Raw genomic sequence first — 15,345 nt, 5'->3', positions numbered from 1 at the left:
GCGGGAGGGTGATGTGAATCAATATGTCATTGGAGGGGATTCGCCGGACACTGGTGCTCCTGTGCAGAAGTCTGCGCTAGAAGCCCTCCAATCACGTCTGTTGGACGTGATGCAGACGCCGACATGGCCCCAGCGGCTTTCCTGGTCGACGGTTCCTCTTCTGATTCTTGGCTTGGGTGTGCTCTTCGTCGGCGTGACGAATGTGGTCTTGGCATTCGGCGTCGGGGATGTCGGAATCTTCCTGGTGGGTGCCGCGCTGACAGTTTCCACCCTGTGTGCTGGGAGTGCCTACTTATCCGTCGGGCCTTTTCGCCGGCATTCGTTGGCGCACCGTATCCGCGTCGTCGACGCCGGAGAAAGAGGAATCGAGATACCGGCGAGCCGTGCCTTCGCTCGAGCGGCGGAGGTATTCATCGCAGTGACGGCCGTCTATACCGTGTTGGGGTTCGTGCTCTGGCATACAAACCGGATCGCGCTCATGCCTGACCGGGCACGGAGCGACGCAACTGCGAACATTATGGGCTTGGTCGGAGTTGTACTTGCCGGAGCATTGATTTGGATTGCAGCGCAGGGAACACTGTGGATTTTTCTTTCGCCTTCTGGAATCGCGTGGGTGCGCTGTCGATTGTCTCGGAAGTCCATTGACACGGTCGTCAAATGGGACGACGTGACGCGGGTGTGGTCGGACGTTTTCAGGGTCCGCACCAACTTGGGTGTCACGGATGACCCGATGATCCGGATCGACGCCGACCGGTCCCTGAGAATCCTTCCGGCCAACTTGACTGCCGAACCCAATGCCCTCTTCGTTCTAGTCCAGCACATGGCGGCAAATCCTGACGACCGCTGTCTGCTTGCTGAAGCGGAGGCCGCGACACTGCTCGCACCGATACCGCTGCGAGAGCGGTGGGCAATTGCTCGAGAGATGGGCCGAGCGGCCGGAGAGAGCGGGAATCGAGGCCGGGCATAGTGACTGGACACCGAGTTGTCGGATACCTCAACGAGCGGGGCGTTGTGTGTTTGCCGTGCGGTCGCGGCGATCCCGCGCACCCAGGCGTGTCAATTCCTCAGCTTCCCGGGTGGGAGATGCTTCCGGACGAAGCCTTCCCGTCCGCGTCGCTGGTGCTTGCATACCAGGACCGCATATCCGATGGATGGTGCCCTGACGCTGTTGTGCTGCAGGGGAAGCTGCTGGGTGCGTTCGACGCTGCCGAACTGCTCGATCACGTCTACCGGGATGCACATGACCTGCCTTCCTGGGTGGGCTTTGAAACAGGAACAGGTGCGTGGAATGGCCACCCCTCGATGTTTCTCCGTGGCACCTACACGGTGGGCGACTGGCACCTTGCCGCCGCGACCCGCACGATCGTGTACGAGGGTCGCGGCGGCGTCTACCTGACGCAGTTGACGACCACTGTCATGGCCGGACAACTCGACGAGCTCGACATCGACCTGACCGTGATGCACACCGGATTGATGATCACCTGACCGCGTCGGCGGCGCGACTGTGTGCGTGCTCCGGGAAGTGCGTGCACAGCACGTCCCACAGCTGGGCCACGGTCAGCTCCCGTCCGGTGACGTCGGCGATCTGCTGGACCTTGCGGGCCAGGGCGACCTGCACCTCGCGCGGCAGTGTCACCCCGTATTCGGTTTCCAGCAGGTACGCGACCCCGCCCTTGCCGGACTGGCTGTTGACCCGGACGACTGCGGTGTAGTCGCGACCGACATCTGCGGGGTCGATCGGCAGGTACGGTACGGCCCAGGGCATCTCGGAAGGATCGCGACCGGCACGCTCCGCGGCGGCGCGATGGTGGGCGAAGCCCTTCTTGATCGCATCCTGGTGGGTGCCGGAGAACGCGGTGTACACCAGCGACCCCGCGTAAGGGTGCCGAGGATGCACCTCGATCCGATTGCAGTACTCGACAACGGCTTTGACATCGTCGAGGTGGGTGAAGTCGATCATCGGATCGACCCCCTGGGCGTGCAGGTTCAGTCCGAGCGTGACCAGGTCGACGTTGCCGGTGCGCTCACCGTTGCCGAACAGGCACCCCTCCACGCGTTGCGCGCCCGCGAGCACCGCCAGCTCCGCGCACGCGACGCCGGTCCCGCGGTCGTTGTGCGGGTGTACCGACAGGATCACCGACTCCCGGCGGTCCAGGTTCTTGTGCATGTACTCGATCTGGTCGGCGTAGAGGTTCGGCGTCGCGATCTCCACCGTGGCCGGCAGGTTGTGGACCACCGGGCGGTCCGGGCACGCCTGCCACAGCTCGGTCAGCCCGTTGCACACCTCGATCGCGTAGTCCGGCTCGGTCAGGACGAACACCTCGGGTGAGAACTCGAAACGGATCCCGGGACGGTCGCCGCCGCGGTGGAGGATGTCGCACGCTGCCTCGAAGATCATGTGCCGCAGGCTGTTCCGGTCGTAGCCCAGGACGACGTCACGCCACGTGGGCGCGGTGGCCGTGTACATGTGCACGACCGCCTTGCGCACCCCCTCGACCGCCTCGAAGGTGCGGGCGATCAGTTCCGCACGCGCGGGGGTGAACACCACGATGGTGACGTCGTCGGGGATCAGGTCCAGACGCACCAGGTCGCGGACGAAGTCGAAGTCGGCCTGGCTGGCGGAGGGATAGCCGACCTCGATCTCCTTGTAGCCCATGGTGATCATCAGCTCGAAGAACCGGCGCTTACGTTCCGGATCCATCGGCTCGGCGAGGGCCTGGTTTCCGTCGCGAAGATCCACCGGAACCCACAGCGGCGCGGAGGTGGTCCGGTGCGTCGGCCAGTCGCGGTCGACCAGTGGTACGTCCACCCGGTCCCAGGCGGGGAGATAGCGATGCGAGGGCATCGGGCTGGACTGCTGCGGATTCCATTGGGGCTGAGCGGGACTGGAGTTCGGGGAAGCGGAGGGTCGCGGCGAGTGCATCTGGGGCTCCTGGCGTGTCCGATGAGGCGACCGGCACACTCGAACCCCGCGGCGGGGAGCCGGCCTGGTCAGGCCCCGCCGCGGCTGCCGAGGAGAAGTCCGCGAATGGCCACGTGGGTAGACTAGGCGACCAGAACTTGTCTGACAACCTGAAAGGTGGGTCGTGGTGGCCGACGTGCACTTGCGGCGCAGTCCACTGGCGGAGCAGGCCGCCGAGGTGCTGGCCGTGCGGGTGACGTCGGGCGTCTGGACGGTCGGGGAGAAGTTGCCGGGTGAGACCACGCTGGCGACGGAACTCGGCGTGGGCCGGTCCACCATCCGGGAGGCCATCCGGACGCTGGTGGGCAAGGGTATGTTGCAGTCCCGGCAGGGTGCCGGCGTGTTCGTGTCGAGTGCGGCACCCGCCGCTGATGCCGATGCGCTCCTCGCGGCAGTGCAGTCCGCGGCGATCCTGCACGTGATCGAGGTGCGCAACGCACTCGAGATCGAGGCGGCACGGATGGCCGCCGAGCGCCGCACTCCCGCGGATGTGCGGCGCATGCGGGATGCCTTGCGGCGCAGATCGTCCGCCGCTCTCGGCGACGACGAGGAGTTCGTCGATGCCGACGTCGACCTGCACCGCGCCGTGGTCGCCGCCGCCCACAACCCGGTGCTGGCCGAATTGTTCGATGTCTTCCGGCCGCGCCTGCGTCAGGCCATGCTGGACCTGCTGACGCTGCGCGACCTGCGCCGCGCCGAACCCGACCACGGCGCGGGCGAGCACCTCGAGCTGGTCGAGGCCATCGCAGCCGGGGATGGCGCGTTGGCCGAACGGGTCAGCCGGGACCACCTCGAACAGATGGCCCGCGCCGTGGCCTGACCGGTCCGGGGCGATCGGGCCCGGGATCGGTCAGGCCGTCCACGTCAGTTCAGCTTGGAGATGACCGAATCCGCGTAGCGGTTCAGGTGCGCGATCTTCTTCTCGAGCGGCTGGGTGTCCTGGCCCATGATGTACGGCAGTCGGAACCCGACGATGACGTCGGTGATGCCCTTGTCCTCGAGACGCTTGATCCCGTCGAGGGTGTACGCGTCGCCGGAGATGACGTGGATCTCGAACGGGTCGTTCTCCTTGCCCTCCTCCTTGCGGATCTCGTTGAGCCGGCCCAGCAGGCGATCGAGTTCCTCGGCGTCGCCGCCGGCGTGCATCCAGCCGTCGCCGCGCACCACTGCACGGCGCAGCGCGGCCTCGCTGTGGCCGCCGACAAGGATCGGGATCGGCTGGGTCGGAACCGGGTTGATCTTGATGGACGGGATGTCGTAGATCTCGCCGTGGTACTCGAAGTAGCCGCCGTTCGTCAGCCCCCGCACGATATCGATGGCTTCGTTGAAGCGCTTGCCGCGCTTGGGGAACGGCACATCCATGACCTCGAAGTCCTCCGGCCACGGGCTCAGCCCGACGCCCAGGGCGAGGCGGTTGTTCGACATGTACGAGACGGTCGCGGCCTGCTTGGCGACCAGCACCGGCGGGCGGATCGGCAGCTTGAGCACGAACGGGATGAACCGCAGCGTCTTCGTGGCGGCGGCCATCGCCATGGCGAGGATGAACGTCTCGGGGAAGGCCTTGTCCTCGAGGAACTCCCGGCTGCCGTCGGGGGTGTAGGGGTAGGTCGAATCGGAGACCTCCGGGTAGCAGACGCTGTCGGGCAGCGTGATGCCGTGATACCCGGCCTCCTCGGCGGCCTGCGCGAGCGGCACGTAGAAGTCGGGGTTCGTCATCGCCTCGGCGTAGGTGAATCGCACTGCCATCACTCCTGGTCTCTGGTCGGTCGGGGGTCATGCTAGAACGTATTTCAGTGTTTGGGGAGGTCACTCCCGGTGGTGGCCGGACTCGGCGCGGTCAGCATCCCGACCAGCATGGCGACGAGGTCGTCGGCGCCGGAGCGGTCGGCACCTGCGGCCTCGCCTGCGTCGGCGCGCTCGTGGTCGGCGAGCAGTGCGAACATCGCCGTCGCCATCGCGGTGATCCGCCGCCGACGGAGAGGGTCGGGCATCGGGGCGAGTGCGCGGTGCAGCCGCGTCATCACGATGCGGATCGCCGGCCAGCGTTCGACGGACAGCTGTGCCCGAACGATGACGCGGTGCGGGCGGACCTGTTCGAGGAATCGGGCGTAATGGGTGGAGCCGTCCGCGTAGGGGATCTCCAGCATCGGCCGGACCATGATCTCGACCAGCGAGGCCGGGTCGTCGTCGCCCCCGGAGTCCTCGTGCTCGGCGAGCAGCGCGAGCTGGCGGGCCTCGAGCGAGGTCTGGCGACGGTCGAGGATCGCCTGGATCAGCCCGTCTCGGGAACCGAAGTGATAGTGCACGGCAGAGTTGTTGCGCTGGCCCGCTGCGGCCGCGACCTCGCGCAACGGCACCTCGACGCCGCGCTCGGCGATGAGTCGCTCGCCGGCGAGCAGGATGCGCTCGCGCGCGTCGGGGCTGGTCACAGCGTCCGACCTTATCCGATGTCGCGACCGTGTAAAGCGAAGTCATTGCAGAATTAAGGCATTGTGTTTAATCTCGCACCGACGACATCGCCGCGGGCCCACGACGGCCGCGGCGACCGGCCCGGACATGTGAAGGATGCGCGATGACCCTGCAGACCCCCGAACTGATCACCGCCGAGTCGGTCGCGTCGTGGTCCGACGAGTACGACGTGGTGGTGGTGGGATTCGGCATCGGTGGCGGCTGCGCCGCGGTCGAGGCCGCCGCCGCGGGCGCTCGGGTATTGGTGCTCGAGCGCGCGGCCGTGGCCGGCGGCACCACCGCGATGGCGGGCGGGCACTTCTATCTCGGCGGCGGGACCGCGGTGCAGCGCGCGACCGGTCAGGACGACAGCGCCGACGAGATGTACAAGTACCTCATGGCGGTCTCCCGCGACCCCGAGCCGGAGAAGATCCGCGCCTACTGCGACGGCAGTGTGGCGCACCTGGACTGGCTCGAGAGCCTCGGCTTCGAGTTCGAGCGCAGCTACTACCCAGAGAAGGCTGTGATCCAGCCCGGCACCGAGGGGCTGATGTACACCGGCAACGAGAAGGTGTGGCCGTACCGCGAGCAGGCCGTTCCGGCACCGCGCGGACACAAGGTCCCGGTCCCCGGCGACACCCAGGGCGCCGCGCTGGTGATCGACCTGCTGGTCAAGCGGGCGGCCGCGCTCGGCGTCGAGATCCGCTACGAGACCGGCGCGACCAACCTCGTCGTCGACGACGCCGACCAGGTCGTCGGTGTGAACTGGAAGCACTTCGCCGAGACCGGCGCAGTCAAGGCCGGGGCCGTCGTGCTGGCGGCGGGCGGCTTCGTGATGAACGACGAGATGGTTGCCGAGTATGTGCCGCAGCTGGCCGAGAAGCCGTACACGCTGGGCAGCACCTATGACGACGGCCTGGGTATCCGGATGGGCGCCTCGGCCGGCGGCGCGACCCGGCACATGGATCAGGCGTTCATCACCGCCCCGGTCTACCCGCCGTCGCGGCTGCTGACCGGCATCATCGTCAACAAGGACGGCGACCGCTTCGTGACCGAGGACTCGTACCACTCGCGGACCTCCGGATTCGTCATGGATCAGCCCGACGCGGTGGCGTATCTGATCGTCGACGAGGAACACCTGGAGCGGCCCAAGTTCCCGCTGGCTCCGTTCGTCGACGGCTGGGAGACGGTCGAGGAGATGGAGACCGCGCTGGGCATCCCGGCCGGGCGGTTGCAGGCGACGCTGGAGCGCTACAACGAGAACGCCGCGCGCGGAGAGGATCCCGACTTCCACAAGGCGGCGGAGTGGCTGGAGCCGCAGGAACACGGGCCGTGGGGCGCGTTCGACATGACCCTCGGGAAGGCCCTGTATGCGGGGTTCACCATCGGCGGGCTGCGGACCTCCGTCGATGCCGAAGTGCTGCGTGAGGACGGCAGCGTGGTCGCCGGCCTGTACGCGGCCGGTGCGTGCGCGGCGAACATCGCCCAGGACGGCAAGGGCTATTCCAGCGGCACGCAGCTGGGCGAGGGCTCGTTCTTCGGCCGGCGCGCCGGTCGGCATGCGGCCGCGCGCGCTGCCATGTAGGACGCAAGGGGAGGTTGTCGTGGCGCGGCCAGAGTTCCAACAGTGCGAACACTGCCAAGATTGGGAACACTCCCAACTGTGCGAACACTGGGAACTCTGGCGGCCGAGCGAGACCGTGTCCGCCGCCTCGATGCTCCCGAATTCAGTTATCGGCTGTTAACCTAGTTGTCAGCCGAGTGTGGGAGGTCACAGTGTCCGAGCAGCTTGCCGACGGAACTGCCGCGGGATCCGAGGTCGCCGGCACGGTCCTGTGGGAGCCCACCGAGGCCGGGATGCGCGCCGCGCGCATCACCGATTACCACCGCTTCGCGCACGAGCGGCACGGCGCGCCGCTCGGCCCGTACGCGGACCTGTGGCGGTGGTCGACCGAGCATCTCGCCGACTTCTGGCGCTCGCTGTGGGAGTACTTCGACGTCCCCTCGCGCACGGACCCCGGAGAGCCGCTGGCCGAGGCGTCGATGCCCGGCGCCCGGTGGTTCCCCGGAGCCCGGCTGAACTACGTCGACCAGGTGTTCCGCAACGCCACCGCCGCGCGGCCCGCCGTGCTCGACCTCGCCGAGGACCGCGACGGCCGCGAGCTCTCCTGGGCGGAGTTGCGCCGTCAGGTCGCCGCGCTGGCGGCGACGCTGCGCGACCGCGGGGTCGGCGAGGGCGACCGCGTGGTCGGGTACCTGCCGAACATCGCCGAATCGGCGGTCGCGTTCCTGGCCACCGCGAGCCTCGGCGCCGTCTGGGCCGCCTGTGGGCAGGACTATTCGGCACCCGCCGCGACGGACCGGCTCGGCCAGCTCGCCCCGAAGGCGCTGATCACCGCTGACGGCTACCGCTTCGCCGGACGTGAGCACGACCGCCGTGAGTCGGTCACCGAGCTGCGGGCGAGCCTCGGCGACTCGCTCGAGCTGACCGTCGTGGTGCCCCGACTGGCTACCGAGCCACCGGCCGGCACGCTCGGGTGGGCCGAGGCGACCGCCGGCGACCACCCGCTCGAACCTGTCTCGGTGCCGTTCGACCATCCGCTGTGGGTCGTGTTCTCGTCCGGCACCACCGGGCTGCCCAAGGGGATCGTGCACGGCCACGGCGGGGTGGTGCTCGAACATCTCAAACAGGTTGCGCTGCACACCGATCTGGGCCCCGACGACACCTTCTTCTGGTTCACCAGCCCCAGCTGGATGATGTGGAACTTCCTGCTCGGCGGACTGCTCTGCGGGTCGACGATTGTCTGCTACGACGGCAGCCCCGCCCATCCCGGCCCGGATGGGCTCTGGGCGCTGGCCTCCCGGCACCGGGTCACCGTGCTGGGTACCAGCCCCGGCTACCTGCTGGCCTGCATCAAGGCCGGCGCGCATCCCGGCGCCGACCACGAGCTGAGCGCACTGCGCACGGTCGGCGTCACCGGTGCCACGCTGCCCGCGAGTACCGCGCAGTGGCTGTGCGACGAACTCGGTCCCGGCGTGCAGATCGCCTCGGTCAGCGGCGGCACCGACGTCGTCACCGCGTTTCTCGGCACCGTCCCGACCGTGCCGGTGTGGGCGGGCGAGCTGTCGGTGCCGAGTCTCGGTGTGGCACTGGATGCCTTCGATGATTCCGGGCGTCCGGTGCGCGGGAAGGTGGGGGAGTTGGTCATCACCGCGCCAATGCCGTCGATGCCGGTCGCCTTCTGGAACGACCCGGACGGCCACCGCTACCGCGACGCCTACTTCGACACCTTCCCCGGGGTGTGGCGGCACGGCGACTGGATCACCATCACCGGGCGGGGCAGCGTGCAGATGCACGGCCGTTCCGATTCGACGTTGAACCGCAACGGGATCCGCATGGGTAGCGCCGACATCTACCAGGCGGTCGAGTCGCTGCCCGAGATCCTCGAGGCGTTGGTGATCGGCGCCGAACAGCCCGACGGCGGGTACTGGATGCCGCTGTTCGTGGTGCCGGCCGCCGGCGTGACCCTCGACGAGGAGCTCGAGCGCCGCATCGCGCAGGCCGTCCGAGAGCAGGCCTCGCCCCGACACGTGCCCGACGAGGTGATCGTCGCGCCGGGGATCCCGCACACCCGCACCGGCAAGAAGCTCGAGGTGCCGATCAAACGGATCCTGCAGGGCGCAGACCCCGCACAGGTGCTGGACCTGACCGCCGTCGATGCGCCCGAACTGATCGCCTGGTATGCCGACCGTCGCGCGGTGGCGGATGAGCCGGCGTAACTGCAGGGGGGCGGTCGGCTAGTCCGAGGACAGGCGCGGCTTCGGGCGGGGATGCAGTAGCGACGACTGCATCCCGTCCTCGCCGGGACCGCCGGTGCCCAGGTCCGGCCCCGGGGGGATCTGCTTGCCGGGGTCCGGGTTCTCGGGTGCGGGGTCACCGCCGTGGGACTCACGTTCGAGTAGTTCGCGGTCGAGGGCGAGGTCCTCGTGCTGGTGGGCGCGGTACATCAGCAGGAAGATGATCCACCCGACGATCGCCACCAGGATGAAGCTGATGATCCGGTACACCAGCACCGCAGCGACCGACTCTGCCCCGCTCATGCCCGCCGCGGTCAGCGCGGCGATCAGGGTCCCGTCGACGAACACCAGCCCGCCGGGCGCCAGCGGGATCGACCCGACCGCCTTGCCGGCGGCGTAGGCGATGGCCAGTCCCGCGATGCCGGGGTGGGCGCCGACCGCGAAGCAGGCGAACGCCAGGCAGGCGATGTCCGCGACCCAGTTGTAGAACGACCAGCCGAACGCGATGGCGGTGTCGCGCCGGCCCATCTGCACGGCCTCGAGCTGGTGCAGGATCTCCCGCCAGCGGTCGAGGCCCGCCTCGTCCGGCTTGTCGCGGACCTTGTTGTACCAGCCCAGCGCCCAGCGGCCCACGTCCTCCAACGAGTCCGGGTGGGCGGCCACGTAGCGGCCCGCGAAGACCAGCAGGATCACGCCGGCGATCGAGAACACGACGGTGAACGGGTTGACCGAGCTGCCGACGAACAGTGCGCCGCCCACACCGAGCACGGCCAGGCCGGCGGCGGCGAGCACACCGGACATCGCCACCTGCCAGGACGCGACCACCGGGGTGGCGCCCCACTTGCGGGTCTGCCGGTAGGTGAACGCGGTGGAGAAGACCTGACCGGCCGGCAGCGTCAGGCTCATCGCGGTGCTGGCGTAGATCACCGACAGCGAGCGGCGCTGGCTGATCCGGACCCCGGCGGCACCGAGCAGGCGCTGCTGGACCCGGCCGAAGCTGGACATCGACGCGGCCTGAGCAAGGATGCAGGCGGCGATCCAGCCCCAGTGCACCTCGGTCAGGGCCCGCCACGAGTTGTGCAGGGTCGGCCACAGGTAGACGCCCTCGGCGACCAGCAGCCCGATCAGGGCGACGCCGACGACCCATTTGGCCCACCAGAATCGACGGCGCCCCTTCGCGGTGGCGTCGTGGGTCTCCGACTCGGCCATTTGTCCAGCGTAACCAGAGCGGAAGCCGGTTTTGCATTTCTGGGCGACGACACGGGCGTCAAAGGGCGTCGACCGGCCAGGCCAGCTGGGTGGCAGAGCTGCGTCCGCGCAGCGTGACCGCGTCGCCGAAGTTCCACCGCGCCCGCTCCGTGGGATTCGAGGTTTCGATCACAGTGCTCGATGCGAGCACCCGGCCGGGTCGATGTTTGGCCAATTCGGTCAGTCGAGCGGCCTCGTTGACCGGGTCGCCGATCACGGTGTACTCGAACCGCTCGGCCGCCCCGACGTTGCCGGCGACGACGATGCCCGCCGAGACGCCGATGCCGGAGTCGAACTCGGGACGGGTCCGCAACTCCTCGTGTAGTTCGCGGGCCGCGGTCAGTGCGGCGGTCGACGAGTCGTCCCGTGCCAGGGGTGCCCCGAACACCGCGAACGCCTCGTCGCCGACGAACTTGTTGACGATCCCGCCGTTGCGGTGCACCACCGACACCACGATCCGGAAGAATTCGTTGAGCAGCTCCACCACGGTCGTCGGCGGCTGGGCGGCGGCGACCTTCGTCGACCCGATCAGGTCGATGAACAGCACGGCGACGAACCGGGTCTCGCCGCCCAGTTCGGTGCCGTGTTCGAGGGCGCGCCGGGCGACGTCCTCGCCGACGTGACGGCCGAACAGGTTCTGGATGCGGCGACGTTCGTCGGCCGCGCGGACCATACGGTTGAAGCCGACCTGCAGCATGCCGACCTCGCTGCCGTCGTAGACGTCGACAGGTCCGGGTGTCTGCCCGGCCTCGATCTGCTCGATCGCGCGACGCAACTCCCGGATCGGGTCGGAGATGTGTCCGGCGGTGAGCATCGACAGCAGGAACGCGGCCCCCGCGGTGACCGCGGCCACCACCAGGACCGAGATCGCGAACGCCGACCGCGAGGTCACCAGCGCGCCGTTGAGCTGCGTCACGCACAGCGCGATGATCCCGATGACCGGCACCAGCGTGCCCAGCCCCCAGGTCAGCATCAGCCGCACCCACACGCCGGGGGCCAGGTCCGCCGCGAACTCGCCCTCCGACATCGCGCGGGCGGCGACCGGCCGCAGGATGCGCTCGCCGAGCATGTAGCTGCCGCCGAAGTTGGCGACCGCGGCCAGACACACCGTCACCATCACGGCGACGGCGGTCTCCGGGATCAGCGAGTAGGTCATCGCGGTGAACAGGATCCCGCCGACGATCCACAGCGCCAGGTGCACCAGCGACTGGTTGAGCGGGGCGCGCATGGCCGCGGACTGCTCCTGGCGGGTCGGCGCGCCGCCGCGCAGATACCACCGGGCGACCGGCCGCAGCATGATGCCGGCCGCGACAACGCTGATGCCGGCGGCGATCACCAGATAGATGACGATCACGATCCAGGTCCACGGGTGATCGCGCAGCACGCGGTCCTCGCGCGGCAGCGGCAGCACATAGAAGAGGAACAAGATCACCAGGGCGCCGCCGAGCGCGTTCGTGACCAGCATCGAGGCGACGTAGAGCGGCCAGCGACTGCGGAATCCGCGCGAGACCAACAGGCCGATGGTGTTCACCCGGACCAACCTAATGCGGTCCCGTTACGCTGAGCCGGGTGAGTGCACACGAGCATCCCGACTCGGCCCGCGACACCACCTCGCAGGGCGCCGCCGGTGCCGCGGAACCGGCGAGGTTGCGCCCCGAGGTCTACGTGCATCCGCTGGTGCGGGTGGGCGCCGCGTGGACGTGGCGGCTGCTGGTCCTGCTCGCCGGACTGTTGGCCCTGGGCTATGTGGTGCACCGGCTCAACACGGTGGTGATCCCCGTGTGTCTGGCGCTGCTGGCGACGGCGTTCCTGGCGCCGATGGTGGACTGGATGCAGCGCAGGGGAGTGCCCCGCGCGCTCGGGGTGATCGTGGTGATCCTCGCGGGACTCGGGGTGATCGCCGGCATCCTCACCTTCGTCATCGAGCAGTTCGTCGACGGGTTGCCGCAGCTGACCAGCCAGGTCACCGACAGCGTCAAGCGGATGCAGAACTGGCTCACCGAGGGGCCGCTGCACTTTTCGGACACCCAGATCCGCAATGCGGGCGACTCGATCGTCAAGTCCCTGCAGACCCACCAGGACGCGCTGACCAGCGGCGCGCTGACGACGGCCACGGTGATCGGCGAGATCCTCACCGGTGCGCTGTTGACGCTGTTCACGACCATCTTCCTGCTCTACAGCGGCCGGCAGATCTGGGAGTTCTGCACGCGCATCGTCCCGAAGGGCACGCGTGAAAAGGTTCGTACCGCAGGAACATTGGGGTTCGGTTCGCTCGTCGGCTACGTGCGCGCAACGGTCGCCGTGGCCGCCGTGGACGCGATCGGGATCGGCGCGGGCCTCGCGGTGATCGGTGTCCCGCTGGCGCTGCCGCTGGCCTCGTTGGTGTTCATCGGCGCCTTCATCCCGATCGTCGGTGCGGTCCTCGCCGGCTGCGTCGCGGTGTTCGTCGCGCTGGTCACCAAGGGTCTGCTCAGCGCCCTGCTGACGTTGGCGATCGTGGTCGCGGTGATGCAGCTCGAGGGACACGTGCTGCAGCCGTTGCTGCTCGGCCGCGCCGTGCGGATCCACCCGCTCGCGGTCGTGCTGGCGATCACCACCGGCATCGTGCTGGCGGGCATCATCGGCGGTCTGCTCGCGGTCCCCCTGGTCGCGGTGCTCAACACTGCGATCCGCTCGCTGATGTCGGACGATCCGGAGGCGATCGCCGATGCGGAGCGTGACTCCGGCGAACCGCTGTATTCGGCGCGTGCCGACGAGCCGTACCCGGTACCTGAGTACGAGCGGGGCGGCTGGCTGCGTTGGGGTGCGGTCAAGCAGGACAACGGCAACCAGCCTGCCGTGGATCCGGTGTCGGGCCGACAGGATTCGGCCCGACGGGATTCGGGTGCGGAAGGTGGGAAGGGTAAGGACCCGGACGGCGCTCAGTCGAAAGGCTGACCGGCGATCTCCGGCTGTCCGGCGTTGGCGCACAACACGAAGCGATGCCGTCCCGGGCGGCCGAGCGGCGGTGCGAACCACCGGGTGACGTACCGGTGGCGTCCCCCGCTGCCGCCGAGGTATTCGACGCCGACCCGCCAGCCCTGGTCGTCCACCGGCAGTCCGTCCTGCGCGGCCGGCGCCCACGAGCCGTCCTCGAGTTCGGTCTGAACGCGCACCAGCGGTGCGTGCCAGTGCAGATCGCCGGGGCCGACGTCCGACCACTCCATCCTCCAGTGCGCGTCCTCGACCGCGGTGGCGTCGACGAACCGCGCCCTCTCGGCGCGGCGCGGAGCGGGGACGCCGTCGGGTCGGGCACGGTAGTGCCGGACGGTGAAGTCGAAGACACGATGACCGGGCACGTCGGCGACCACGCCGCCCTCGGCGAGATCCTCGGCGAGGTCCGCGGCGCAGGCGGCGACGAACTCCTGCTGCCGTGGGCCGTACAGGGTGCTCGCGCCCTCGTAGTACTGCGCGGCGTATTCCTCTGCGGTGGTGAGGTAGTCGCAGTGGTCGTTCGCGAGCGAGGAGACCACAACCGTCTCCGCGTCGGAGCGGGCGCGAACGGCGTCGGCGATGCGGCGCCCGGCCGCCACGGTCACCTCGAAGGGCAGGCCGAGGATCGCGACGTCGTCGATCCGCAGCAGCTGTACCGGCATGAACTGCGGGAAGCTCGCCGTGGGGTTGACCACGCGATGCGCGGGTTCGCCTGCCACCACCCGCTTTTCGGCCTGCATTCCGTGCGGCCGGCGCGGGCAGCCCGGCCGGAACGGCGGGATCCGGTCGAGCAGCGGTGTGGTGTTCTCCTGGGCGCCGGCGAGCTTGGCGACACCGATCCGCGGCTCGGGTAGCCGTATGCCCGCGACCTCGGGGTGCGCGGACATGTCGACCTCCCGCAGCCCGGCGGCGAGATCGACTCTGGAATGCAGGCTCTCGCCGAGACGCGCGTGCAGTTCCGCGGCCGCCGCCCCGATGCCGCGGCCCACCCGCTCCGCTTCGGGGAACACCAGCATGCCCGGGCGCACGGCCGGGGTCATGTCGCCGTGCGTGCCCTCGACCGCGCCGACGACCGGACGGGTGCCGGTGCGGTCGTGCACGCGTTGGGCGAGTTCACCGGTCAGATACGCCCAGACGTCCGCGTTGTAGGACCGGTCGTGATGGCTGATGCCGGTGCCGTGGATGGAGAACCAGGCGAACGCCGCCATCGGCACCGATCCCTCGGCCTGGCCGGTGCCGTCGGTGTCCACTCGCAGCAGGTGCAGCCACGGGTTGACCGCGGTGTACTTGCGTTGCGGCTCCGTGCGTTTGTCGGTCTCGGTTGCGTTTCGCACGTGCGCCGGCAGCGAGCGGTTACGGGTGTATCCCCACACCTCGGTGGAGCCGAAGGCGAGCCGGGCGGGCCGACGCCCGGCGACCGCGGTGCGTACCGCCGCGGCCAGTTGGTCGACGAGGAAGCCTGTGTAGGCGGGGTCGAAACCGGGGCGGTTGGACGACCACCGGTTGTAGAACTCGCTGCCGCTGAACTGGCCGGGCCCCGCGTGGGTGTGGGTGGCGCCCAGGAACAGTCCCGGCAGCCGGACGTCGGTGTCGTCAGCGAGCTGGTCGGCGAGCAGGCGGTGCACGATCGCCGAGCCGCTGAGCAGATCGCACGCGATCAGGGTCAGCGAGCTGTGTCCGGCACGCAGGTGCAGGACCCGCGCCCGCAGGCGCGTGCGGAAGCCGGTGCCGTCGTGGGCGTTCTTGGAGTGTCCGGCCTTCGGCATCCCCGGCGGCGGCGTGATGTCGACCTCCGCGCACCCGGCGAGAAGTCTTTCCTCCCAGGGGAGTTCGGAGTGTGTCGGGGTGGTCACCGCGATCCGCATCCGCTCGAAGGCCGGGTCGGCGAAGTCGTGCAGCGGGTTGCGGCGCATGGC

11 protein-coding genes and 1 pseudogene are annotated in these 15,345 nt (G+C 69.1%); 6 read left to right on the top strand and 6 right to left on the bottom strand.

Annotated features, from left to right (window positions below):
* Positions 1 to 13 precede the first annotated feature (13 nt).
* Positions 14 to 967: a hypothetical protein gene (locus tag G4X40_RS09340; protein ID WP_277831929.1), complete on the top strand. Its 954-nt coding sequence runs from the start codon at positions 14 to 16 to the stop codon at positions 965 to 967.
* Positions 904 to 1,485: an LpqN/LpqT family lipoprotein gene (locus G4X40_RS09335; protein WP_332844332.1), complete on the top strand. Its 582-nt coding sequence runs from the start codon at positions 904 to 906 to the stop codon at positions 1,483 to 1,485. The genes G4X40_RS09340 and G4X40_RS09335 overlap by 64 nt, the downstream gene beginning before the upstream one ends.
* Before the next feature lie 34 nt (positions 1,486 to 1,519).
* Here the strand turns inward: G4X40_RS09335 and G4X40_RS09330 are convergent.
* Positions 1,520 to 2,923 (bottom strand): annotated as a pseudogene (locus G4X40_RS09330) (2-isopropylmalate synthase); the annotation flags it as partial.
* A 166-nt stretch (positions 2,924 to 3,089) separates the two neighbouring features.
* Here G4X40_RS09330 and G4X40_RS09325 point away from each other — a divergent pair.
* Positions 3,090 to 3,782 carry a FadR/GntR family transcriptional regulator gene (locus tag G4X40_RS09325; RefSeq protein WP_277831926.1) on the top strand — a complete coding sequence of 231 codons (693 nt, stop codon included), beginning with the start codon at positions 3,090 to 3,092 and terminating at the stop codon, positions 3,780 to 3,782.
* Between the two features lie 44 nt (positions 3,783 to 3,826).
* On the opposite strand, the gene G4X40_RS09320 is transcribed toward G4X40_RS09325, so the two are convergent.
* Both G4X40_RS09320 and G4X40_RS09315 read right to left on the bottom strand, forming a co-directional pair.
* A complete protein-coding gene (locus G4X40_RS09320; RefSeq protein ID WP_277832386.1) occupies positions 3,827 to 4,702 on the bottom strand; it encodes a TIGR03619 family F420-dependent LLM class oxidoreductase in 876 nt (291 codons plus the stop codon).
* Between the two features lie 50 nt (positions 4,703 to 4,752).
* The gene (locus G4X40_RS09315) at positions 4,753 to 5,391 is read right to left on the bottom strand and encodes a TetR/AcrR family transcriptional regulator (RefSeq protein WP_277831925.1); all 639 of its coding nucleotides are present in this window, start codon (positions 5,389 to 5,391) and stop codon (positions 4,753 to 4,755) included.
* Between the two features lie 143 nt (positions 5,392 to 5,534).
* Between G4X40_RS09315 and G4X40_RS09310 the strand changes: the two genes are divergently transcribed.
* Together G4X40_RS09310 and G4X40_RS09305 are read left to right on the top strand one after the other, a co-directional pair.
* On the top strand, positions 5,535 to 6,995 hold the full coding sequence (locus tag G4X40_RS09310; protein ID WP_277831924.1) for an FAD-binding protein: 1,461 nt from the start codon (positions 5,535 to 5,537) through the stop codon (positions 6,993 to 6,995).
* 191 nt (positions 6,996 to 7,186) lie between these two features.
* Positions 7,187 to 9,190: an acetoacetate--CoA ligase gene (locus G4X40_RS09305; RefSeq protein WP_277831923.1), complete on the top strand. Its 2,004-nt coding sequence runs from the start codon at positions 7,187 to 7,189 to the stop codon at positions 9,188 to 9,190.
* An 18-nt stretch (positions 9,191 to 9,208) separates the two neighbouring features.
* Here the strand turns inward: G4X40_RS09305 and G4X40_RS09300 are convergent, their stop codons facing one another.
* Entirely contained in the window at positions 9,209 to 10,417 is a 1,209-nt protein-coding gene (locus tag G4X40_RS09300) for a lysylphosphatidylglycerol synthase transmembrane domain-containing protein (RefSeq protein ID WP_277831921.1), read from the bottom strand.
* A 58-nt stretch (positions 10,418 to 10,475) separates the two neighbouring features.
* Positions 10,476 to 11,921 (bottom strand): adenylate/guanylate cyclase domain-containing protein, encoded by a 1,446-nt coding sequence (locus tag G4X40_RS09295; RefSeq protein WP_277832384.1) that lies wholly within the window; start codon positions 11,919 to 11,921, stop codon positions 10,476 to 10,478.
* Positions 11,922 to 12,121: 200 nt separating this feature from the next.
* Here G4X40_RS09295 and G4X40_RS09290 point away from each other — a divergent pair, with 200 nt between their 5' ends.
* Positions 12,122 to 13,393 carry an AI-2E family transporter gene (locus G4X40_RS09290; RefSeq protein ID WP_277832382.1) on the top strand — a complete coding sequence of 424 codons (1,272 nt, stop codon included), beginning with the start codon at positions 12,122 to 12,124 and terminating at the stop codon, positions 13,391 to 13,393.
* Here G4X40_RS09290 and G4X40_RS09285 read toward each other — a convergent pair.
* A complete protein-coding gene (locus tag G4X40_RS09285) occupies positions 13,378 to 15,342 on the bottom strand; it encodes a neutral/alkaline non-lysosomal ceramidase N-terminal domain-containing protein (protein ID WP_277831920.1) in 1,965 nt (654 codons plus the stop codon). The genes G4X40_RS09290 and G4X40_RS09285 overlap by 16 nt on opposite strands.
* Positions 15,343 to 15,345: the final 3 nt, after the last annotated feature.

It is taken from the genome of Speluncibacter jeojiensis, from assembly GCF_029589495.1.
In the GTDB taxonomy this organism is placed as follows: Bacteria; Actinomycetota; Actinomycetes; order Mycobacteriales; family Mycobacteriaceae; genus Speluncibacter; species Speluncibacter jeojiensis.
Note: the sequence above shows the minus strand (reverse complement) of the source record. Positions and strands in the feature narration are given on the sequence as shown.

Coding starts and splice junctions, on each gene's coding strand:
- G4X40_RS09310 (WP_277831924.1), top strand. CDS start 5,535: ATGACCCTGCAGACCCCCGAACTGATCACCGCCGAGTCGGTCGCGTCG.
- G4X40_RS09300 (WP_277831921.1), bottom strand. CDS start 10,417: ATGGCCGAGTCGGAGACCCACGACGCCACCGCGAAGGGGCGCCGTCGA.
- G4X40_RS09295 (WP_277832384.1), bottom strand. CDS start 11,921: ATGCTGGTCACGAACGCGCTCGGCGGCGCCCTGGTGATCTTGTTCCTC.
- G4X40_RS09285 (WP_277831920.1), bottom strand. CDS start 15,342: ATGCGCCGCAACCCGCTGCACGACTTCGCCGACCCGGCCTTCGAGCGG.